Raw genomic sequence first — 22,550 nt, 5'->3', positions numbered from 1 at the left:
CCTGAAGTGGAAAGCCACCACTTATTGCGGCTGCTTCAGGAGCAGTGAACGCACCAATGGACGGGGGCCGGTGGACCGCAGCATGGCGCTGGCCGGGCGCGGGCGGACGCGCTGTGGCCACCAGAACCAGCGTCCCAGCAATGCGGCGACGGCCGGCGTCATGAACGCTCGCACAATCAGCGTGTCGAACAACAAGCCCAAGCCGATCGTCGTACCGACCTGGCCGATGCTGCGCAGATCGCTGACCACCATCGAGGCCATGGTGAACGCGAACACCAGGCCGGCGTTCGTCACGACCTTTCCGGTGCCGCCCATCGCACGGATGATGCCGGTGTGGATCCCGGCCCCGAGTTCCTCCTTCATGCGGGAGACGAGCAGCAGGTTGTAGTCAGAACCCACCGCCAACAACACGATCACCGAAGTGGACAGCACCGTCCAGTGCAGCTGCATGTGCAGTAGGTACTGCCAGACCAGCACCGATAGCCCGAAGGACGCGCCCAGTGACAGCAGAACCGTGCCGACGATCACCATGGCCGCGATGAAGCTTCGCGTCATGATCAGCATGATGATGAAGATGAGGCAGAGCGCGGATACGCCGGCGATCAAGAGGTCGAATTTGGATCCGTCCACCAGGTCCTTGGTAATCGCCGCGGTACCGGTGAGATAGATCTTGGCGTTCTCCAGGGGAGTGCCCTTGAGCGATTCCTCGGCCGCCGTCTTGATCTGTTCGACCCGCGACAGGCCCTCGGGTGTCGCCGGGTCGCCCCGCTGCGAGATGAGCAGGCGAACGTCTTTGCCGTCCGGCGACATGAACACCTTCTCGACCCGCTTGAAGGAGTCCGAGCCGTTGATGATGCCGGGCGGCAGATAGAACGAATCGTCGTTTCTCGAGGCATCGAAAGCCTGCCCCATGGCGCTGGGATCCTTTGCGCTCGAATCCATTTGGCCCATGACGCCGGACATGGTGCTGTGCATGGTCAGCATCATGTTGCGCATGCTCGACATGGTTTCGATCATCGGCGGGATCTGCATGACCAGCTCGGGCAGGATTGCGTCCAGCTGATCAAGGTTCTTCACCAGGTCGCCCAGCTTGTCACTGATCTCGTCGACGCCATCGATCGCGTCGAAAATGGATCGCAGCGAGAAGCAGATGGGAATATCGTAGCAGTGCTTTTCCCAGTAGAAATAGCTGCGCAGCGGGCGCCAGAAATCCTCGAAATCCGAAACGCGGTCTCGCAGATCCGAAGTGATGTCCTGCATTTCATGCGTCGTCTTGACCATGTGGTGCGTGGTGGCGACGAGCTCCTTCATCAGGTCCAGCATGTGCTGCATGATGCCGATCATCTTCCCCAGCTCGTTGGCCTGGGTGAGCATGTCGTCCATGCGGTCCTTCTGGAACGCCATGTTCTGCATCTGGCTTGCCTGACCCATGCTGACGATCCAGGGAATCGTCGTGTGCTGCAGCGGAACTCCCTCGGGGCGGGTCACGGTCTGCACGGTCGCGATTCCGGGAACGGCAAGAACGCCCTTGGCGAGTTTGTTGATGACCAGCATGTCCGTCGGATTGCGCAAATCGTGATCGGTCTCGATCAACAGAATCTCGGGCATCGACATGCGCTGGCCGGGGAAGTGCCGGGCCGCGGCCGCGTACCCGACGTTGGCGGGGATGCTGGCCGGAATGAATTTCTGGTCGTCGTAGCTGGGCCGGTAATTCGGCAGGGCCAACAGTCCGATCAGCGCTACGGCCAAGGACGCGATGAGGATGGGCGCCGGCCACCGGACGATCGCGGTTCCGATGCGTCGCCACCTGCGGGTCGAGAGCGCCCGCCGTGGCTCGAACAGACCGAACCGGGCTCCGGCGGCAATAAGGGCCGGCCCCAGTGTGATCGCCACCAGGACCGCGATCGAAATGCCGACGGCACAGGGGATGCCCAGCGGCTGGAAATAGGGGAGCCGGGTGAAGCTGAGGCAGAGCACCGCGCCGGCGATGGTCAACCCAGATGCCAACACAACCTTGGCGACGCCGTTGAACGTCGTATAGAAGGCTTCTTCGCGGCTTTCGCCGGCCTGCCGAGCCTCTTGATATCGGCCGACGAAGAAGATGCCGTAGTCGGTACCTGTCGCGATTACGGCGGCGACCAGTAGGTTGACGGCAAAAGTGGTGAGACCGACCAGCCCGAGATGCCCGATCAAGGCGACCATCCCGCGTGCGATCTGCAATTCCAGGCCGACGATCAGCAACAGCAGGATGACCGTGACAATCGAGCGATAGACGAGCAGCAACGTCAAAAAGATGACCGCGAGGCTGGCCAGCGTAACCAGGATGACGGTCTTTTGGCCCGCGATATTCATGTCCGCGACGATGGGCGCGGGCCCGGTGACATAGACCTTCAAGCCAGGCGGGGGCGAAGCCTCCTGCACGATCTTTCGGACCACCGCCACGGATTCGTCGCCCGCGGCCGCACCCTGATTGCCGTTCAGGTTCACCTGAACGTAGGCGGCTTTGCCGTCCTGGCTCTGCGCGGCACCGCGGGTCAGCGGATCACCCCAGAAGTTCTGGACGTGCTGCACATGCTTGGTATCGGCTTCCAGAAGCTTGACCAGGCGGTCGTAATACTTGTGCGCGTCGTCGCCGAGCTGCTGCTGGCCCTCCAGCAAGACCATCGCCAGCGCGCCGGAATTGGTCTCCTGGAAGTCCTGGCCGAGGCGCTCCATCGCCTTGAAGGACGGCGCACCCAACGGACTCAGCGATACCGCATTTTCCGCTTCGACCTGCTCCAGCGAAGGAACGCCGATGCTGATGAGGACGGCAATCGCGAGCCAGCCCAGAATAATAGGGACGGAAAGCCGATGGATCAGCCGCGCGATGCGTGGTCGCGCGGCCGGCTGGGTCTCCAATGGGGGCGCGCTCATGTGGCCGTCAACACGCAGTAGGTGAAGGCATTCAATTCGTGCGAGATCCTCTCGGCTTTGACGACACCGTCGACCACGATGCGGCAGCCGAGACTATCGCTATTGCCCTGCGCCACCACGTTGCCCACGATCGACGGCAACGTCGTCGAGATGTCGAACGTCCACGGCAGCTCGATGCCGTTGATGTGGTTCGGTTCGCCGTTGGCGTCAAAGTAGCTGATGTCGGCCATCGAGCCGGCAGGGCCGAAGACCTCGTACTTCACATGCTTGGGATTGAACGGCTTGGTGTCCTGCTGCCTGGATTCGGCGTACGACGGGCGCTTCTCGGAGCCGAAAACGCCATGCAACCGCGAGACGGTCATGCCGCCGGCGACGACGACAGCAACGATGACCAGCGGGATCCATAACCGGCCCAGGAAACCGAAAAGCCCGGGGCCCCTTTTTGTTTTCGGACGAGCCTTGGCAGGGCCGCGTTGCTGCTCGGGTCCGGTTGAAGATCGACGACCAAAGCCCAGGAAACCGCGATGGCTAATGTCTCGTCCTTCCGCGATGGTGTTGTCGGGCCGGGCCCGTACCTCCGATTCGACCACTGCACCCCCTTCAGCCGCACCGTCGCGCCCGCGCGGTGTTCGCCCCCGGCCATGCAACTACACATCGGCCGTGATCGCCCCAGGTGACGGCGCTCCGAATGCCAGGGCCGCCGCCGACCAGCCGTTTTTCTGTCACCTCTTGCGGGTCCCGCCCCCTCGGGGAGCGCGACCAGGTCTTGATGAGTAAACCACGGCAGTCGCTTCCGTATCAGTGCTTTGCCAACGCGATGCGGGATCGTAATGCCTATCGCGTGCGTAACGACATCTTGCTGGTCACGAGTCCGCCCGAAGACTCCCGAATCGGTGCAACGCCACCTAAGCACAACACACCGTACGTGTCACTGGCACAGATGGTTCAACGGCCCTCGAGGAGGCAGGGCCCGTTCGCCTCGTGGTGATTTTCCCGGTCACCGCGACTTCGGCTAAGCTGAGCGGCGACAAAGCACAATAATTTCATCGGCCTGAAGACCGTGCCTGCCCAACAGCGATATCTCGCAGTCAACGCCATTGAAGCAGGTCATCGCAGCGCTTTTCGGGGCATCGGGGCCCCGCCGCACACCACCGGATCGATGGCGTCAACAGCCTGCTAGGCCACACCGGGAACTTTGTCCAAACCACGGACGAGCACTCTGGGGCTCAACTATGGTTTGGACCTGTTCCACTCATGTCCACTTATGCATCCTGGAGAATTGTGAGCATCAATCCCTTCGACGACGACAACGGCAGCTTTTTCGTCTTGGTGAACGACGAGGAGCAACACAGCTTGTGGCCGGCCTTCGCCGATGTTCCAGCTGGCTGGCGAGTGGTACACGGGGAAGCCGACCGAGCTGCGTGTTTGGAGTACATCGAGCAGCATTGGCCTGACATTCGGCCGAAGAGCCTGCGCGACAAGCTCGCAACGGGTCGGGGTTTTGAGCAGTAAGCAGCAGGGGTATGGGGCGGGTGGCGGAGACTTGGGGGAGTCGATGGAGCGGGCAGATCGGGCACTTCCGCTAACGCGCGGTCAGCTTGACATCTGGTTGTCCCAAGAAGCCGGGTTCGCCGGCACCCAATGGCAGCTCGGTCTCCTGGTCAAAATCGACGGCACCGTCGACCACGACGCCCTCGAACGCGCAATCACCCAGGCGGTGGCCGAGGCCGAGCCGGGCAGGGTCTCGTTCTTCGAGGTCGACGGCCAGGTGGTGCAGAAGCCGGTCGACTACCCGCACGTCGAGCTGACGCTCGACGACTTGAGGGAGGCGCCCGACCCCGTACAGGAAGCCCGCGAGAGGGCTTCGGCGATCCAGCGCACGCCGATGGCGCTGAACGGTCAGCTCTTCAAATTCGTGCTGTTTCAAACGGGGCACGAGGAATTTTATTTGTTTGGTTGCTGCCACCACATCGCCATCGATGGTCTGGGCATGGCCCTGGTTTGCCGCCGAGTGGCCACCATCTATTCGGCAATGGTGGCCGGGAAGCCGATCCCCGACGCCTACTTCGGGTCGGCGCAGGACCTGGTCGATCTCGAGTCGAGCTACGAAGCCTCCGACGACTACGCCGAAGACAAGGCCTACTGGAGCGAGCACCTGCCGCCGGAGAGCGGGCCGGTCGACCGACTGCCCACCGCCGCGGGGGAACAAGACCATTACTCGCCGTCCGCGTCGGTGCAGCTGGACCCCTCGGTTGCCAACCGGATCAAGGAGTTGTCCAAGAAGCTGGCCATTCGCCGGTTCTCGGTCACCACCGCCGCGTGCGCCCTGCTGGTGCGCGGGTGGTCCGGCAGCGGTTCGGAGGTGGCGCTCGACTTCCCGGTCAGCCGGCGGGTGCGTCCCGAATCGAAGACGCTGCCCGCGATGCTCGCCGGCGTGGTGCCGCTGGTCCTGTCGACGGAGCCCCAGTCGACCGTCGCCGATTTCTGCAAGCACGTCGACAAGCGGATCCGCGAGCTCTTGCAGCACCAGCGCTTCCCGGTGCACACCCTGGAGGGTGACGGGCTGCGCCAAGCGCCGAATCGGGTGGGCATCAACTTCATCCCGTCCCGCCTGACGCTGGACCTCGCCGGCTCCCCGGCGACCGCGTCGTACACCAACCACGGGCCGGTCGGGCACTTCGGGCTGTTCTTCCTCGGCGCCGGTGACCAGCTGTTCCTCAGCACCGCGGGCCCGGGCCAACCGTTCGCGAGCTTCGGCGTCGCCGACCTGGCCGGCCGGCTGCAGCAGATCCTCGAGGAGATGACCGCCGACCCGGACCGGCCGCTGTCTTCGATCGATCTGCTGACCCCCGACGAGCCCGCCCGCCTCGACGAGTGGAGCAACCGGCCGGCGCTGCACGAGCCGGTGCCCGACCCCGTGTCGATTCCCCAGGCTTTCGCCGAGCACGTGCAGAACACGCCCGACGCGGTGGCGGTGACCTTCGGCGACCGCGCCCTGACCTTCGCCGAACTCGACGAGACCTCCAACCGGTTGGGGCATCTGCTCGCCGGTCACGGCATCGGCCCGGGTGACTGCGTGGCGGTGCTGTTCCCCCGCTGCGCCGACGCCATCGTCTCGATGCTGGCGGTGCTCAAGACCGGCGCGGCCTACGTGCCGATCGACCCGGCGCACGCGTCGTCCCGGATGGACTTCGTGATCGAAGACGCGGGCCCCAGCGCGGTGATCACCACCGCGGAGCTGCGCTCACGGCTCGACGACCACGACGTCCTGGTTGTCGACGTCCACGACCCGTCCGTCGACAGCCAGCCCGGCACCGCGCTGCCGCTGCCGGCGCCCGAGAACACCGCGTACATCATCTACACCTCCGGAACCACCGGAACCCCCAAAGGCGTTGCGATTCCTCATCTCAACGTCACCTGGCTGATCGAGTCGCTCGACGCCGGCCTGCCCAAGGGCAACGTGTGGACCCAATGCCACTCGGCGGCCTTCGACTTCTCGGTCTGGGAGATCTTCGGCGCGCTGCTGCGGGGCAGGCGGCTGCTGATCGTGCCCGAATCGGTGGCGTCCTCCCCGCAGGATCTGCACGCGCTGCTGGTCGCGGAGAAAGTCAGCGTGCTGACCCAGACCCCGTCGGCCGTGGCGATGCTGCCGGCCGACGACCTGGAGTCCACCGCGTTGGTGGTGGCCGGTGAGGCCTGCCCGACCGACGTGGTCGATCGGTGGGCGGCGCCCGGACGCGTGATGCTCGATGCGTACGGCCCGACGGAGACCACGGTGTGCGCGTCGATCAGCACGCCGTTGACGGCGGGGTCCTCGGTGGTGCCGATTGGCTCCCCGATAGCCGGCGCGGCGATGTTCGTGCTCGACAAATGGCTGCAGCCGGTGCCCGCCGGCGTGGTCGGCGAGCTGTACCTGGCGGGCCGCGGCGTCGGACACGGCTATGTGCGCCGGGCCGGGCTCACCTCAACGCGGTTCGTGGCCAACCCCTTTGGCGGTCCCGGCGCGCGGATGTACCGCACCGGCGACCTGGTGTGCTGGGGCCCGGACGGCCAGCTGCAGTACCTGGGCCGCGCCGACGAGCAGGTCAAGATCCGCGGCTACCGCATCGAGCTCGGCGAGATCCAGGCCGTGTTGGCCGGCCTCGACGGAGTGGACCAGGCCGCGGTGATCGCCCGCGAGGACCGCCCCGGCGACAAGCGGCTGGTCGGCTACATCACCGGCACCGCCGACCCGGCCGCGCTGCGCGCGCAGTTGGCCGACAAGCTTCCGCCCTATATGGTCCCGACCGCGGTGATGGTATTGGACACCCTGCCGCTGACCGGCAACGGCAAGCTCGACAAGCGCGCCCTGCCCTCGCCCGAGTACGCCGCGAGTGAATATCGCGCCCCGGCCGACGCCATCGAGGAGATCCTGGCCGATATCTACGCCCAGGTGCTGGGCGTGGAACGCGTCGGCGTCGACGACTCCTTCTTCGACCTCGGCGGCGACAGCATCCTGTCGATGCAGGTGGTGTCGCGGGCCCGCGCGGCCGGCGTGATCTGCCGCCCGCGCGACATTTTCGTGGAGCAGACGGTGGCCCGCCTGGCGCGGGTGTCCGAGGTCGCCGCCGACGGCGAGCTCGGCGCGGTCGATGAGGGAATCGGGCCCGTGGTGGCCACCCCGATCATGCGCTGGCTGCAGACCATCGACGGCCCCATCGACGAGTTCAACCAGACCATGGTGCTGGCGGCACCGGCCGGCGTCACCTCCGACGACGTCGTCGTCGTGCTGCAGGCGCTGCTCGACCGCCACCCCATGTTGCGGCTGCGCGTACAGGACGACGGCGCGGGCGGTTGGTCCCTCGAGGCGCCCGAGGCGGGCTCGGTGCAGGCCGGCGGCTGCGTGCGTGCGGTCGACACGTTGACCGACGCCGCGCTCATCGAGGCTCGCGGCCGGCTCAATATCGCCGACGGGCTACTGCTGAGCGCGGTATGGGCAAGCGCGACAAACCAATTGGCGTTGGTCATTCACCACCTCGCCGTCGACGGCGTGTCGTGGCGGACCCTGATCGAAGACCTCAACATCGCCTGGGCCCAGCATCACAGCGGCCAACCGGTGGAACTGCCGGTGCCCGGAACGTCTTTCGCCCGGTGGTCTGCGCTGCTGGCCGACTACGCGCAGACTCCGGCGGTGGCCGCGCAGGCCGACGCGTGGCGGCAGGTGGCAGCCACGCCGGCGGCATTGCCCGCGGCCCAGCCCGGGGACACCTACGCGACGGCCGGTCAGTTGTCGGCATCGTTGGATGTCGACACGACCCGGCTGCTGTTGGGGGAGGTGCCCGCGGCGTTTCACGCTGGGGTGCAAGACATTCTGTTGATCGCGTTCGGCTTGGCGTTCACCGAATTCCTGGGTGAGGCCGCGCCGATCGGTATCGACATCGAAGGGCACGGCCGCCACGAAGAGGTGACCTCACGCGTTGACCTGTCGCGCACGGTGGGCTGGTTCACCACCAAATACCCTGCGGCGCTGAAGATCAACGGCCCCCTCAAGTGGTCGCAGGTGGTCGCCGGTGAGGCCGCACTGGGTGCGGTGATCAAGGACGCCAAGGAGCAGCTGCGCGCTCTGCCCGACGGCCTGACCTACGGACTGTTGCGCTACCTGAACGACGACGTCGACCTGCAGGGCGCAGACCCGGTGATCGGGTTCAACTACCTGGGCCGGCTGGCCGCGGGAGCCGACCTTTCCGAGGACCTGTGGCGGGTCAGCGAGGACAGCCTGTCGTCGGCGGCCGTGGCCACCGCGGTGGCAATGCCGTTGGCGCACACCGTGGAACTCAACGCCGGCACCATGGACACCGAGGCCGGCCCGCACCTGCACGCCAACTGGAGGTGGGCGCCGTCTGCGCTGACCGACGAGCAGGTAAACCGGTTGAGCCAGTTGTGGTTTGACGCGCTCGCCGGTATCTGCGCGCACGTGCGCGGCGGTGGTGGCGGGTTGACACCGTCCGACATCGCCCCCGCCCGACTGGACCAGCAGCAGATCGACGAGCTCTGCCGTGCGCACCAGATCGCCGACGTGTTGCCGCTCAGCCCCGTTCAGCAGGGGTTGCTCTTCCACACCGGCTTCGCGCAGGAACTGGAAGACCTCTACGCGGTGCAGCTCGGCATCACCGTGAGCGGTTCCCTTGACGCGCAACGGCTTCGCGAGGCGGTGCAGACAGTCGTCAACCGCCACCCCAACCTGGCGGCCCGCTTCATCGACGAATTCGGTGAGCCGGTGCAGATCATCCCGGCCAAGCCGGTGATGGCGTGGAACCACGTCGAGCTCGACGGCGGCGATGTCGACGCGGAGGTCGAGCAGCTCGCCGCGGCCGAACGCACCGCGGTCTGCGACCTGGCCGGCGAATCCCCGTTCCGCGCGGCGTTGATCCGCACCGCGCCCGACCGGCACCGGTTTGTGCTGACCATTCACCACATCGTCATCGACGGCTGGTCGCTGCCGGTCCTGATGCGCGAAGTGTTCGCCGGCTACTACGGCGAGCGGCTGCCCGCGGCGCCGTCGTACCGCAGTTACCTGATGTGGCTGGCCGCGCAGGATCGTCTTGGCGCCCAAGCGGCTTGGGCCGAGGCGCTCGCCGGATTCGAAGCCCCCACGCTGGTGGCGCCGCCGGGCAAGATCGGCCGTCGCGCCGTCGCCACCTACACGGTTTCGGCGGACACCACCCGCGCGCTGAGCGAACTGGCCCGCTCCAGCCGCACCACCGTCAGCACCGTGCTGCAGGGCGCGTGGGCGCAACTGTTGACGTGGCTGACCGGCCAGCACGACGTGGCCTTCGGCACCGCGGTCTCGGGCCGGCCCACCGAACTGGCCGGCGCGGACGCCATGGTCGGCTTGCTGATCAACACCGTGCCGGTGCGCGCCGACATCGCCGCGGCCACCACCGTCGCCGACCTGCTGGAGCAGCTGCAGCGCGCCCACGCCGAAACGCTCGAGCATGAACACTTGGCGCTCAACGAGATTCATCGCGCCACCGGGCACGACCAACTGTTCGACACGCTGTTCCTGTACGAGAACTACCCGATCGACGCCGGTGCGCTGCTCGGCGTCAACGAGCTGGCCGTCACCGAGTTCAGCAGCCGCGAGTTCAACCACTACCCGCTTTCCGTGGTGGCCACGCCCGGGCACGAGCTGAGCCTGCGCGTCGAGTACGACACCGAGGTGTTCGATGCCTCCGGCGTCGAAACCCTGATCGACCGGTTGCGTCAGGTGATGGCGGCGATGGCCGCCGATCCCGCGCAACGGCTTTCGTCGATCGATCTGCTCGACGCCGCCGAGCACGAGCGGCTCGACGCCTGGGGTAACCGGGCCATGCTGACCCAGCGGCGGCGGGCACCCGCGTCCATTCCGGCGTTGTTCGCCGCCCAGGTGGGCCGCGCCGCCGACGCCGTGGCTATCACCTGCGGCGAGCGGTCCTGGACCTACCGCGAGGTCGAAGAGTCGGCAAACCGGTTGGCGCACTTGCTTTCTGAGCGGGGCGCCGGGCCGGGCCAGCGGGTCGCGGTGGTGATCCCACGCTCGGCCGAAGCGGTGATGGCGATCTTCGCCGTCCTGAAGACCGGGGCGGCGTATGTGCCGATCGACCCGAGCGTGCCGGCGGCGCGGTTGGAGTTCGTGCTCGGTGATGCCGCGCCGATCGCCGCGGTGACCACCGCCGAGGTGCGGCCACAGCTGGACGGCTTCGAAGGCCTGATCATCGACATCGACGACCCCGCCGTGGGCAGCCAGCCCACGACGGCCCTGCCGGTGCCGGCCCCGGAGAACATCGCCTACATCATCTACACCTCGGGAACCACCGGAACCCCCAAGGGCGTGGCCATCCCGCACCACAACGTGACGTTGTTGCTGGAGACACTGGATGCTCAGCTCGGGTTGGGCCAGGTGTGGACGCAATGTCACTCGCTGGCGTTTGACTTCTCGGTGTGGGAAGTCTTCGGGTCGCTGCTGTATGGCGGGCGTCTGGTGATCGTGCCGGATGCCGTGGTGCGTTCGGCTGAAGACCTGCACGCGTTGTTGGTTCGCGAGCAGGTGAGTGTGCTCAGCCAGACACCGTCGGCGTTCTACGCGCTGCAGAGCGCCGATGCGCTGGCGCCCGAGCTGGGCGAGCAGCTGAAGTTGCAGACGGTGGTCTTCGGTGGTGAGGCGCTCGAGCCGCACCGGTTGTCGACGTGGCTGCACCGCCACCCCGGCCTGCCCCGGATGATCAATATGTATGGCATCACCGAGACGACGGTGCACGCCTCGTTCCGGGAGATCGTCGACGGTGACGTCGACAGCAACGTCAGTCCCATCGGGGTGCCGCTGGCCAACCTCGCCTTCTTCGTGCTGGACGGCTGGCTGCGCCAGGTGCCCGTCGGCGTGGTCGGTGAGCTGTACGTCGCGGGCGGCGGGCTGGCCACCGGCTATGTCGGGCGGCCCGGCCTGTCGGCCACCCGCTTCGTGGCGTGCCCGTATGGGGCGCCCGGCGCGCGGATGTATCGCACCGGTGACCTGGTCCGCTGGGGCGCCGACGGCCAGCTGCAATACATGGGCCGCGCCGACGAGCAGGTCAAGATCCGCGGCTACCGCATCGAACTCGGCGAAATCCAGGTCGCCCTCGCGTCGCTGTCGGGGGTAGAGCACGCGGCGGTGATCGCCCGCGAGGACCGCCCCGGCGACAAGCGGCTGGTGGGCTACATCACCGGCACCGCCGACCCGGCCGAGGTCCGCGCCCAGCTCAGCGAGCGGTTGCCGAGCTACATGGTGCCCTCGGCGGTGGTGGTCCTCGAGGCGTTGCCGCTGACGGTCAACGGCAAGCTGGACACCCGCGCGCTGCCGGCGCCGGAATACTCCGACGCCGACCGCTACCGCGCCCCGGTGAGTGCGATCGAGGAGATCCTGGCCGGCATCTACGCCCAGGTGCTCGGCGTGGAACGCGTCGGCGTCGACGACTCCTTCTTCGACCTCGGCGGCGACAGCATCCTGTCGATGCAGGTGGTGGCCCGCGCCCGCGCGGCCGGGGTGGTGTGCCGCCCGCGCGACGTCTTCGTCGAGCAGACGGTGGCCCGGTTGGCGCGCGTCGCCACGGTGGCCAGCGGCGACGACGACGTGGTCGACGAGGGGCTCGGGCCGGTGGTGGCCACGCCGATCATGCGGTGGCTGCAGGACATGGACGGCCCCGTCGAGCAGTTCAACCAGACCATGGTGCTCGCGGCGCCCGCGGAGGTCACCTTCGACGACGTGCCGGTGGTGGTGCAGGCGCTGCTGGATCGGCACGCGATGCTGCGGCTGCGCGTCGAGGACGACGGCGTCGGCGGCTGGTCGCTCGAGGTGCCCGAGGTGGGCTCGATCCAGGCCGGCGACTGCGTGGAGTCGGTCGATGTGCTGTCCGAGGCGGCGCTGGTCGACGCGCGGTCGCGGCTGAACCTGGCCGACGGCGTGTTGGTGCGTGCCGTATGGGCAAGCGCGACAAACCAATTGGCGTTGATCATCCACCACCTGGCGGTGGATGGCGTGTCGTGGCGGACCCTGATCGAGGACCTCAACATCGCCTGGGCGCAGCACCACAGCGGGCAGCCGGTGGCCCTGCCGGTGGGCGGGACCTCGTTCGCCCGGTGGTCGTCGCTGCTGGACGAGTACGCGCGGCGCCCCGAGGTGGTCGAGCGGCTGGAGGAGTGGCGGCAGGTGGCCGCAGTGCCGGCGGTGTTGCCGCAGGCCCAGCCCGAGGACACGTATGTGACGGCCGGGCAGTTCTCGGCGTCGCTGGACGTCGAGACGACGCGGCTGCTGCTCAGCGAGGTGCCCGCGGCGTTCCACGCCGGCGTGCAAGACATTCTGTTGATCGCCTTCGGACTGGCCTGGACCCAGTTCGTGGGCACCGGCGCGCCGATCGCCATCGACGTGGAGGGTCACGGACGCAACGAGGAACTGGGCCCGCAGGTGGACCTGTCGCGCACGGTCGGCTGGTTCACCGCGAAGTACCCGGTGTCGCTGCGGGTCGGTGGGCTGTCCTGGGGGCAGGTCGTCGGCGGGGACGCGGCGCTGGATGGGCTGGTCAAGGACGCCAAGGAACAACTGCGCGCCCTGCCGGACGGCTTGACCTACGGATTGCTGCGCTATCTGAATCCCGAAGCGGCACTGGATGATCCGGATCCGGTCATCAGCTTCAACTATCTGGGTCGGCTCGGCGGCGGCGCCGCCGACTTGTCCGCCGAGCTGTGGCAGCTGGCCCCCGACAGCTTCGCGCTGGCCGGCGCGGCGGGCGCGGTGGCGCTGCCGTTGCCGCACACGGTGGAGCTCAACGCCGGCACCATGGACACCGCGGAGGGGCCGCACCTGCAGGCCAACTGGACCTGGGCGCTCTCGGCGCTGGACGAGAAGCAGATCAGCCGGCTCAGCGAGCTGTGGTTCGACGCGCTCGCCGGCATCTGCGCGCACGTGCGTAACGGCGGCGGCGGGTTGACCCCGTCCGACGTCGCGCCCGCCCGCCTGAGCCAGCGCGACCTCGACGAACTGCAGCAGCGGTACCGGATGGCCGACGTGTTGCCACTGACGCCGTTGCAGCAGGGGCTGTTGTTCCACACCGGCACCGCCCAGGGTGGCGAAGAATCCGAAGACCTCTATGCCGTGCAGCTCGACATCTCGGTCACCGGTGCCATCGACCCCGAGCGGCTGCGCCAAGCGGTGCACGCCGTCATCACGCGCCATCCCAACGTGGTGGCCAGCTTCCTGGAGGACTTCGGGGAGCCGGTGCAGGTTCTCTCGGCCGACCCGGAGCTGGCCTGGCAGTACGTCGAGCTGGACGCCGGCGACGACATCGAAGCACAGGTGGACCGGTTGTCCACCGCCGAACGCGTCGCCGTCTGCGATCTGGCCGGTCAGCCCCCGTTCCGGGGCACCTTGATCCGCACCGCGGAGAACACCTACCGCTTCGTGCTCACCAACCACCACATCGTGCTCGACGGCTGGTCCAAGCCGCTCCTGCTGCAGGAGATCTTTGCCAGCTACTTCGGGGTGCGGCTACCGGCGCCAGTGCCGTATCGCAGCTTCATCACCTGGTTGTCGGAGCAGGATCGGGCCGCCGCGCAGGCCGCGTGGCGCGAGGTGCTCGAGGGCTTCGAGACCCCCACGCTGGTGGGACCGTCGGGCCGCACCGGGCTCGGCCCGCGCGGCGTCGCCGAGTTCGCAGTGTCCGCCGAGACCAGTCGTTTGCTCGGCGAATTGGCCCGTTCGTGCCGTACGACGGTCAGCACGGTGTTGCAGGCCGCCTGGGCGCAGTTGCTGATGTGGCTTACCGGGCAGCACGATGTGGTGTTCGGCACAGCGGTTTCGGGCCGACCGACGGAATTGGCCGGATCCGACGCGATGGTGGGCCTTTTGATCAACACCGTTCCGGTGCGAGCCACGATCGGCGCCGAAACCACCATCGCCGACCTGCTTGACCAGCTGCAACGCGCTTACACCAATACTCTGGACCACCAGCATTTAGCACTGAATGAAATCCATCGTGTAACGGGACACGACCAAATCTTCGACACAATGTTCGTGTACGAGAACTATCCCATCGATACTGCCGCGCTATCGGCCGTGGACGAGTTAACTATTAGTGGATTCACGAATCGGGAATACAACCACTACCCGCTTTCGGTGCAAGCTGTGCCAGGCCACGAAATAGGTCTTCGCGTCGAGTTCGATACGGACGTGTTTGGCGAGGCGAGGATCGAGAAGCTAGTTGAGCGATTTCGGCGGGTGCTGGAAGCCATGACCGTGGACTTGGAGGAGCAGTCATGACCGTCGGTGCGGGACGGCGATTGTTGTCGATCGATCTGCTGGACGGCGGCGAGCACGACCGACTCGATGAGTGGGGTAACCGCGCGGTCTTGACCAAGCCGGTCAAATCTCCGAAATCGATCCCCGAGGTGTTCGCGACGCAGGTGGCGCGTGACCCTCAGGCCGTGGCGCTGACGTTCGGCGATCGCTCGCTGACCTATCGCGAGCTCGACGAGGCCGCCAACCGCCTCGCGCACCTGCTGGCCGAGCAGGGCGCGCGCCCGGGCGAATGCGTCGCGTTGCTGTTCTCGCGTTCGGCCGAGGCGATCATCTCGATCCTCGCGGTGCTCAAGACCGGGGCCGCCTACCTCCCCATCGACCCGGCGCTGCCGTCCGCGCGCATGGAATTCATGCTCGGCGACGCCACGCCGATCGCGGTGGTGACCACGGCCGGCCTGCGCACCCGGCTGGACGGATTCGACCTGCCCGTCATCGACGTCGACGAAGCCGCGGCGGACGGCCAGCCCAGCAGCGAGCTGCCGGGGCCGGCGCCCGAGGACATCGCGTACATGATCTACACCTCGGGCACCACGGGAACCCCCAAGGGCGTCGCGGTCACCCACCGCAACGTGACCGAGTTCCTGCGGACGTTGCACGCCGATCTGCCGACCGGGCCGGGGAAGGTCTGGTCGCAGTGGCACTCGCTGGTCTTCGACGTCTCCGTCTGGGAGATCTGGGGTGCGCTGCTGCACGGCGGCCGCCTGGTGGTGGTGCCCGAGTCGGTTGCCGGCTCACCCGATGAGCTGCACGCCCTGCTGGTCGCCGAGAAGGTCAACGTACTGAGCCAGACGCCGTCCGCGGTCGGCATGCTCTCGCCGGAGGGCCTGGACGGCACCGCCCTGGTGGTGGCCGGTGAAGCCTGCCCGGCCGAGGTGGTCGACCGGTGGGCGCCGGGACGGGTGATGATCAACGCCTACGGCCCGACCGAGGCCACCGTGTACGCCGCGATGAGCACGCCGCTCGCGGGCGACTCCGGGGCCCCGCCGATCGGCTCGCCGGTTCCCGGCGCGGCGCTGTTCGTGCTGGACAAGTGGCTGCGGCCCGCGCCCGAAGGCGTGGTCGGTGAGCTGTATGTGGCCGGCCGTGGCGTCGCCACCGGCTATGCCCGTCGGTCCGGATTGACGGCCTCGCGCTTCGTGGCCTGCCCGTTCGGGGGGCCGGGCGCGCGGATGTACCGCACCGGTGACCTCGTCCGCTGGGGCGCCGACGGCCAGTTGCAATACCTGGGCCGCGCCGACGAGCAGGTCAAGATCCGCGGCTACCGCATCGAACTCGGCGAGATCCAGTCGGCGCTGGCCGCGCTGGACGGCGTGGATCAGGCGGCGGTGATCGCCCGCGAGGACCGCCCCGGCGACAAGCGCCTGGTGGGTTACATCACCGGGACCGCCGACCCGACCGAGCTGCGCACTCAGCTGGGCAAGCGGCTGCCTGCCTACATGGTCCCGGCCGCGGTCGTGGTGCTGGAAAGCCTGCCGCTGACGGTCAACGGCAAGCTGGACAAGCGCGCGCTGCCCGCGCCCGAGTACCACAAGCGCGGCGGCCAGTACCGCGCCCCCAGCAACCACACCGAGGAGATCCTGGCCGGCATCTACGCCCAGGTGCTGGGGGTGGAACGCGTCGGCGTCGACGACTCGTTCTTCGATCTGGGCGGCGACAGCATCCTGTCGATGCAGGTGGTGGCCCGCGCCCGCGCGGCCGGGGTGGTGTGCCGCCCGCGCGACGTCTTCGTCGAGCAGACCGTCGCCCGGCTGGCCCGGGTTGCCACCGACGGTGCCGATGCGGACGACGTGGTCGACGAGGGGATCGGACCGGTGCTGGCCACCCCGATCATGCACTGGCTGCAAACCGTGCAGGGCCCGATCGACGACTTCAACCAGACCATGGTGCTGGCCGCGCCCGCGGGCGTGACCGCCGACGACGTCGTCGTCGTGCTGCAGGCCCTGCTGGACCGGCACCCCATGCTGCGGCTGCGCGTCGAGGACGACGGCGAGGGCGGCTGGTCGCTGCACGCGCCCGAACCGGGCACCGTGCAGGCCGGCGACTGCCTGCAGACGGTCGACGAGCTGTCCGACGCCACTCTGGTGGCGGCCCGGTCCCGGCTGAACCCGGGCGCCGGAATCATGGTGAGCGCCGTCTGGGCAAGCGAGACAAGCCAATTGGCGTTGATCATCCACCACGTGGCCGTCGACGGTGTGTCGTGGCGGACCCTGATCGAGGACCTCAACATCGCCTGGGCGCAGCACCACAGCGGCCAGCCGGTGGCGCTGCCCGCCGGCGGCACCTCATTCGCCCGCTGGTCTTCGCTGCTCGCCGAGCACGCGTTGAGCCCCGAGGTGGTCGAACAGGCCGACGCCTGGCGCGAGGTCGTCGCCACCCCGGCCGTGCTGCCCGCGGTGCGCCCCGAGGAGGACACCTACCAGACCGCCGAGCAGCTCTCGGTGTCGCTGGACGTCGAGACCACCCGGCTGCTGCTGGGCGAGGTCCCCGCGGCGTTCCACGCCGGCGTGCAGGACATCCTGTTGATCGCGTTCGGGATGGCCTGGACGCAGTTCCTGGGTAACAGCACGCCGATCGGCATCGACGTCGAGGGTCACGGCCGCCAGGAAGAGCTGGGCCCGCACGTCGACCTGTCCCGCACCGTCGGCTGGTTCACCACCAAATACCCGGTGTCGTTGACGGTCGACGGCCTGGACTGGGCGAACGTGGTCGCCGGCGACGACGCGCTGGGCGCGGCGGTCAAGGCCACCAAGGAGCAGCTGCGTGCCCTGCCCGACGGGCTGACCTACGGCCTGCTGCGCTACCTGAACCCCGACATCGACCTGGGTGGAACCGATCCGGTGATCGGGTTCAACTACCTGGGACGGCTCGGCGCGGCCGCCGACCTGCCCGGCGAGTTGTGGCGGCTGAGCCCCGACAGCCTGTCGCTGAGCGGCGCGGCCGCAGCGGTCGCGATGCCGCTGATGCACACCGTCGACCTCAACGCCGGCACCATGGACACCGAGGAAGGTCCGCAGCTACACGCCAACTGGACGTGGGCGGCCTCGGCGATGGGCCGCGAGCAGATCAGCCGGCTCAGCCAGCTGTGGTTCGAGGCCCTGACCGGGATCTGCGCCCACGTGCAGGGTGGCGGCGGCGGCCTGACCCCGTCCGACATCGCGCCCGCGCGGCTGAACCAGCGCCAGATCGACGAGCTGAGCAAGCAGCACCAGGTCGCCGACATCCTGCCGCTGACCCCGTTGCAGCAGGGCCTGCTGTTCCACGCCAGCTTCGCGCAGGACCCGGGCGACGACGTCTACGCGGTGCAGCTCGGCATCACCGTGACCGGCGAGCTGGACTCGCACCGCCTGCACGACGCGGTGCACACCGTGGTCAACCGCCACCCCAACCTGGCGGCCCGGTTCTGCCCGCAGTTCGGCGAGCCCGTCCAGGTCATCCCGGCCGACCCGGTCATGGCCTGGCGGTACATCCAGCTGGGCGCCGAGGATGTGGACCCCGAGCAGCGGGTCGAGGAGCTGTGCGCCGCCGAACGCGCCGCGGTCAGCGATCTGGCCAACCGGCCGGCGTTCCGCGCCGCGCTGATCCGCACCGCGGACAACCGGTACCGGTTCGTGCTGACCAACCACCACATCGTCATGGACGGCTGGTCGCTGCCCATCCTGCTGCGCGAGATCCTCGCCAACTACTACGGGGACCAGCTGCCGGCGCCGGCCACCTACCGCAGCTACCTGACCTGGCTGGCCAGCCAGGATCGCACCGCCGCCCAGGCCGCGTGGCGTCAGGTGCTCGACGGATTCGACACCCCCACCCTGGTGGGCCCGGCAGGCCGGATGCGGCTGGGCCGGCGGGCCGTCGAGTCCTACCGGCTGTCCGCGGAGACCACGCGCGCCCTGGGCGAGCTGGCCCGCACCTGCCACACCACCGTCAACACCGTGCTGCAGGCCGCGTGGGCGCAGCTGCTGATGCGGCTGACCGGCCAGCATGACGTCGCGTTCGGCACCGCGGTGTCGGGCCGGCCGGCCGACCTGATCGGCGCCGAGTCCATGGTGGGTCTGCTGATCAACACCGTTCCGGTGCGGGCCAGCATCACCGCGGAGACCACCGTCGCCGACGTGCTGGACCAGCTGCAGCAACACCACAACGACACCCTGGAACACGAGCACCTGGCGCTGAGCGACATCCACCATGTGACCGGTCACGACGCGCTGTTCGACACGTTGTTCCTGTACGAGAACTATCCGATCGACACCAGCGTGCCGTTGGGCTTCCACGAGCTGGCCATCACCGATGTCACCAACCGCGAGTACAACCACTACCCGCTGTCAGTGATGGCGCTGCCGGGCCGGGAACTGGGCCTGCGCGTCGAGTTCGACACCGACGTGTTCGACGCGGCCGGCATCGAGAAGCTGACCGAGAGGTTCCAGCGGGTGCTGTCGGAGATGACGGCCGATCCGACCCGACGGCTGATGTCGCTGGACGTCGTCGACGAGCACGAGCACGTCTGGCTCGACGAGCGCGGCAACCGTGCGGTGCTGAGCCAGCCGCCGACCGCCAAGTCGATCCCCGCGATGTTCGCCGCCCAGGTGGCCAGCACCCCGGACGCGCCGGCGCTGACCTTCGACGGCAGCACGATGACCTACCGGGAGCTCGACGAGGCCGCCAACCGGATGGCGCACCTGCTGACCGAAGAGGGCGCCGGTCCGGGCGAGCGGGTCGCGCTGCTGTTCTCGCGGTCCGCCGACGCGATCGTCGCCATCCTTGCGGTGCTCAAGACCGGGGCGGCGTACCTGCCGATCGACCCGGCGCTGCCGGCTGCCCGGATTGAATTCCTGCTCACCGACGCCGAGCCGGTCGCCGTCGTCACCACCTCGGCGCTGCGGGAGCGTCTGGACGGCGCCAGCCCGACGGTCATCGACGTCGACGACCCGGCGCTGGCCAACCAGCCCGGCACGGCGCTGCCGATGCCGTCGTCGGACAACATCGCCTACGTGATCTACACCTCGGGAACCACCGGTGTCCCCAAGGGCGTGGCCGTCACGCACGCGAACGTCGCGCAGTTGGTGGAGACGCTGCACGCCGACCTGCCGGAGGCGGGAGTCTGGGCGCAGTGGCACTCACTGGTGTTCGACGTCTCGGTGCACGAGATCTGGGGCGCCCTGCTGCACGGCGGCCGCCTGGTGGTGGTGCCCGAGTCGGTCGCGGCCGCGCCCGACGAGCTACACGCGCTGCTGGTCGCCGAGCAGGTCACCGTGCTGAGCCAGACCCCGTCGGCGGTTGGCATGCTCTCGCCCGAGGGCCTGGAGTCGACTGCGCTGGTGGTTGCCGGTGAGGCCTGCCCGGTCGAGGTCGTCGACCGGTGGGCGCCCGGACGCGTGATGATCAACGCCTACGGCCCGACTGAGGCCACGGTCTACGCGGCCATGAGCGCGCCGCTGAAGAGCGGCACGGGATCGGCGCCCATCGGTTCGCCGGTGCCGCGCGCCGCGCTGTTCGTGCTGGACCGGTGGCTGCGCCCGGCGCCCGAGGGTGTCGTCGGCGAGCTGTACATCGCCGGTCACGGTGTGGCGACCGGGTATTCGCGCCGGCCCGGCCTGACGGCGGGGCGCTTCGTCGCCTGCCCGTTCGGCAGCCCGGGTTCGCGGATGTATCGCACCGGCGACCTGGTCCGCTGGGGCCGCGACGGTCAGCTCGAGTACCTGGGCCGCGCCGACGAGCAGGTCAAGCTGCGCGGCTACCGCATCGAGCTCGGTGAGGTGCAGGCCGCCCTGGCCGCGCTCGACGGCGTCGAGCAGGCCGCGGTGATCGCCCGCGAGGACCGTCCCGGCGACAAGCGCCTGGTCGGCTACATCACCGGAACCGCCGACCCGGTCGGCATCCGCGTCCAGCTGGCCGACCGGCTGCCCGCCTACATGGTGCCCGCCGCGGTGGTGGTGTTGGACGCGCTGCCGCTGACGGTCAACGGCAAGCTGGACAGGCGCGCCCTGCCCGCACCGGAGTACCAGAAGCGCGGCGGTGAGTACGTCGCGCCGGCCGACCCCACCGAAGAGATCGTCGCCGACATCTTCGCCCGCGTCCTCGGCATGGACCGGGTGTCGGTCGAGGACTCCTTCTTCGAGCTGGGCGGGGACTCGCTGTCCGCGATGCGGGTGATCGCCGAGATCAACACCGCCGTCGATGGCGCGCTGTCGGTGCGCACCCTGTTCGACTCGCAGTCGGTCCGCAGCCTGAGCCAGCGGATCACCAGTGGGGCCGACACCGAGGGCGCCGCCGGACCCGGCTTTGCGGCGGTGCACGGCGCCGACGCCAAGGAGGTGCACGCCCGCGACCTCACCCTGGACAAGTTCATCGACGCGACGACGCTGTCGACCGCGCCGACGCTGCCCGGTCCGAGCGCCGAGGTCCGGACGGTCCTGCTGACCGGTGCGACCGGGTTCCTGGGCCGCTACCTGGTGCTCGAATGGCTCGAGCAGCTGGAAGTCGTGGGCGGCAAGCTGATCTGCCTGGTGCGGGCCAAGTCCGACGAGGACGCGTGGGCCCGGTTGGAGAAGACCTTCAACAGCGGCGACCCGGAACTGCTGCAGCACTTCCAGGAACTGGCCGAGGAGCACCTGCAGGTCGTCGCAGGCGACAAGGGGCAGGCCAACCTCGGCCTGGACGAGGCGACCTGGCAGCGGCTGGCCGACACCGTCGACCTGATCGTCGATTCGGCGGCCGTGGTCAACGGCGTCCTGCCCTACAACGAGCTGTTCACCCCCAACGTCGGGGGGACCGCGGAGCTGATCCGGTTGGCGCTCACCACCAAGAAGAAGCCGTACGCGTACGTGTCGACTTCAGACGTGGGCCGCCAGATCGACCCGGCGGCGTTCACCGAGGACGCCGACATCCGGGTCATCAGCGCCACCCGCGTCATCGACGGCGGCTACGCCAACGGGTACGGCAACAGCAAGTGGGCGGGAGAGGTCCTGCTGCGCGAGGCGCACGACCTGTGCGGTCTGCCGGTCTCGGTGTTCCGCTCCGACATGATCCTGGCCGACACCAGCTACGCCGGCCAGCTCAACGTCGCGGACATCTTCACCCGGATGATCCTGAGCGTCGTGGCCACCGGCGTCGCGCCCAAGTCGTTCTATCAGCTCGACGCCGACGGCAACCGGCAGAGCGCGCACTTCGACGGCCTGCCCGTCGAGTTCGTCGCCGAGGCGATCGCCAAGCTGGGCGCCCAGGTGATGGACGGGTTCGAGACGTACCACGTGATGAACCCGCACGACGACGGCATCGGCCTTGACCAATACGTCGACTGGCTCATCGAAGCGGGCTACCCGATCGAACGCGTCGACGACTTCGGTGAGTGGCTGCAGCGCTTCGAGACCGGCCTGCGGGGCCTGCCGGAGCGGCAGCGGCAGAACTCGGTGCTGCAGATGTTGATGTTGCTGCTGCGCGACCCGAAGAACCTGCAACCCGCCGAACCGGCCCGGGGCGCCTTCGCGCCGACGGATCGCTTCCGCGCCGCCGTGCAGGAAGCGAAGGTCGGTTCCGACAACGACATCCCGCATGTCAGTGCGCCGGTGATCGTCAAGTACGTCACCGATCTGCAACTGCTCGGTTTGCTGTAATTCCTTCGGGGAGTCCGAAAGCGGCGTGGTCCATCCGGGCCACGCCGCTTTTGTGTCACGCGCAATTCGCTTTGATGGCCGGGTACAGCCGGCGGGGACCCGATCGCCTGTAACGCCGCGATAACGGACTATGCCGCAGTGCGTGGCGACCAACGCCGAAACCCCCCGAAAACATGCCATACCGT

The 22,550-nt window shown here is 68.2% G+C and carries 5 protein-coding genes; 3 read left to right on the top strand and 2 right to left on the bottom strand.

Annotation, left to right across the window (positions count from 1 at the left end; translation table 11 throughout):
- Positions 1–21 precede the first annotated feature (21 nt).
- Together DQP58_RS06835 and DQP58_RS06830 are read right to left on the bottom strand one after the other, a co-directional pair.
- A complete protein-coding gene (locus DQP58_RS06835; protein WP_112707712.1) occupies positions 22–2,913 on the bottom strand; it encodes an RND family transporter in 2,892 nt (963 codons plus the stop codon).
- On the bottom strand, positions 2,910–3,329 hold the full coding sequence (locus DQP58_RS06830) for an MmpS family protein (RefSeq protein WP_112707737.1): 420 nt from the start codon (positions 3,327–3,329) through the stop codon (positions 2,910–2,912). The genes DQP58_RS06835 and DQP58_RS06830 overlap by 4 nt, the downstream gene beginning before the upstream one ends.
- 865 nt (positions 3,330–4,194) lie before the next feature.
- On the opposite strand from DQP58_RS06830, the gene DQP58_RS06825 reads away from it, so the two are divergent.
- The 3 genes from DQP58_RS06825 to DQP58_RS06815 are packed head-to-tail and all read left to right on the top strand — an operon-like array spanning position 4,195 to position 22,365.
- Positions 4,195–4,425 (top strand): MbtH family protein, encoded by a 231-nt coding sequence (locus DQP58_RS06825; RefSeq protein ID WP_066871596.1) that lies wholly within the window; start codon positions 4,195–4,197, stop codon positions 4,423–4,425.
- Between the two features lie 43 nt (positions 4,426–4,468).
- On the top strand, positions 4,469–14,719 hold the full coding sequence (locus DQP58_RS06820) for a non-ribosomal peptide synthetase (protein WP_112707711.1): 10,251 nt from the start codon (positions 4,469–4,471) through the stop codon (positions 14,717–14,719).
- Positions 14,716–22,365, top strand: a complete 7,650-nt coding sequence (locus DQP58_RS06815; protein WP_112707710.1) for a non-ribosomal peptide synthetase — start codon at positions 14,716–14,718, stop codon at positions 22,363–22,365. The genes DQP58_RS06820 and DQP58_RS06815 overlap by 4 nt, the downstream gene beginning before the upstream one ends.
- Positions 22,366–22,550 lie beyond the last annotated feature (185 nt).

Source organism: Mycobacterium colombiense, from assembly GCF_003284975.1.
Taxonomy (GTDB): Bacteria; Actinomycetota; Actinomycetes; order Mycobacteriales; family Mycobacteriaceae; genus Mycobacterium; species Mycobacterium europaeum_A.
Note: the sequence above shows the minus strand (reverse complement) of the source record. Positions and strands in the feature narration are given on the sequence as shown.

Bases quoted from the DNA above. Each gene is read 5' to 3' on its own strand.
- DQP58_RS06820 (WP_112707711.1), top strand. From the start codon at position 4,469: ATGGAGCGGGCAGATCGGGCACTTCCGCTAACGCGCGGTCAGCTTGAC.
- DQP58_RS06815 (WP_112707710.1), top strand. From the start codon at position 14,716: ATGACCGTCGGTGCGGGACGGCGATTGTTGTCGATCGATCTGCTGGAC.
- DQP58_RS06835 (WP_112707712.1), bottom strand. From the start codon at position 2,913: ATGAGCGCGCCCCCATTGGAGACCCAGCCGGCCGCGCGACCACGCATC.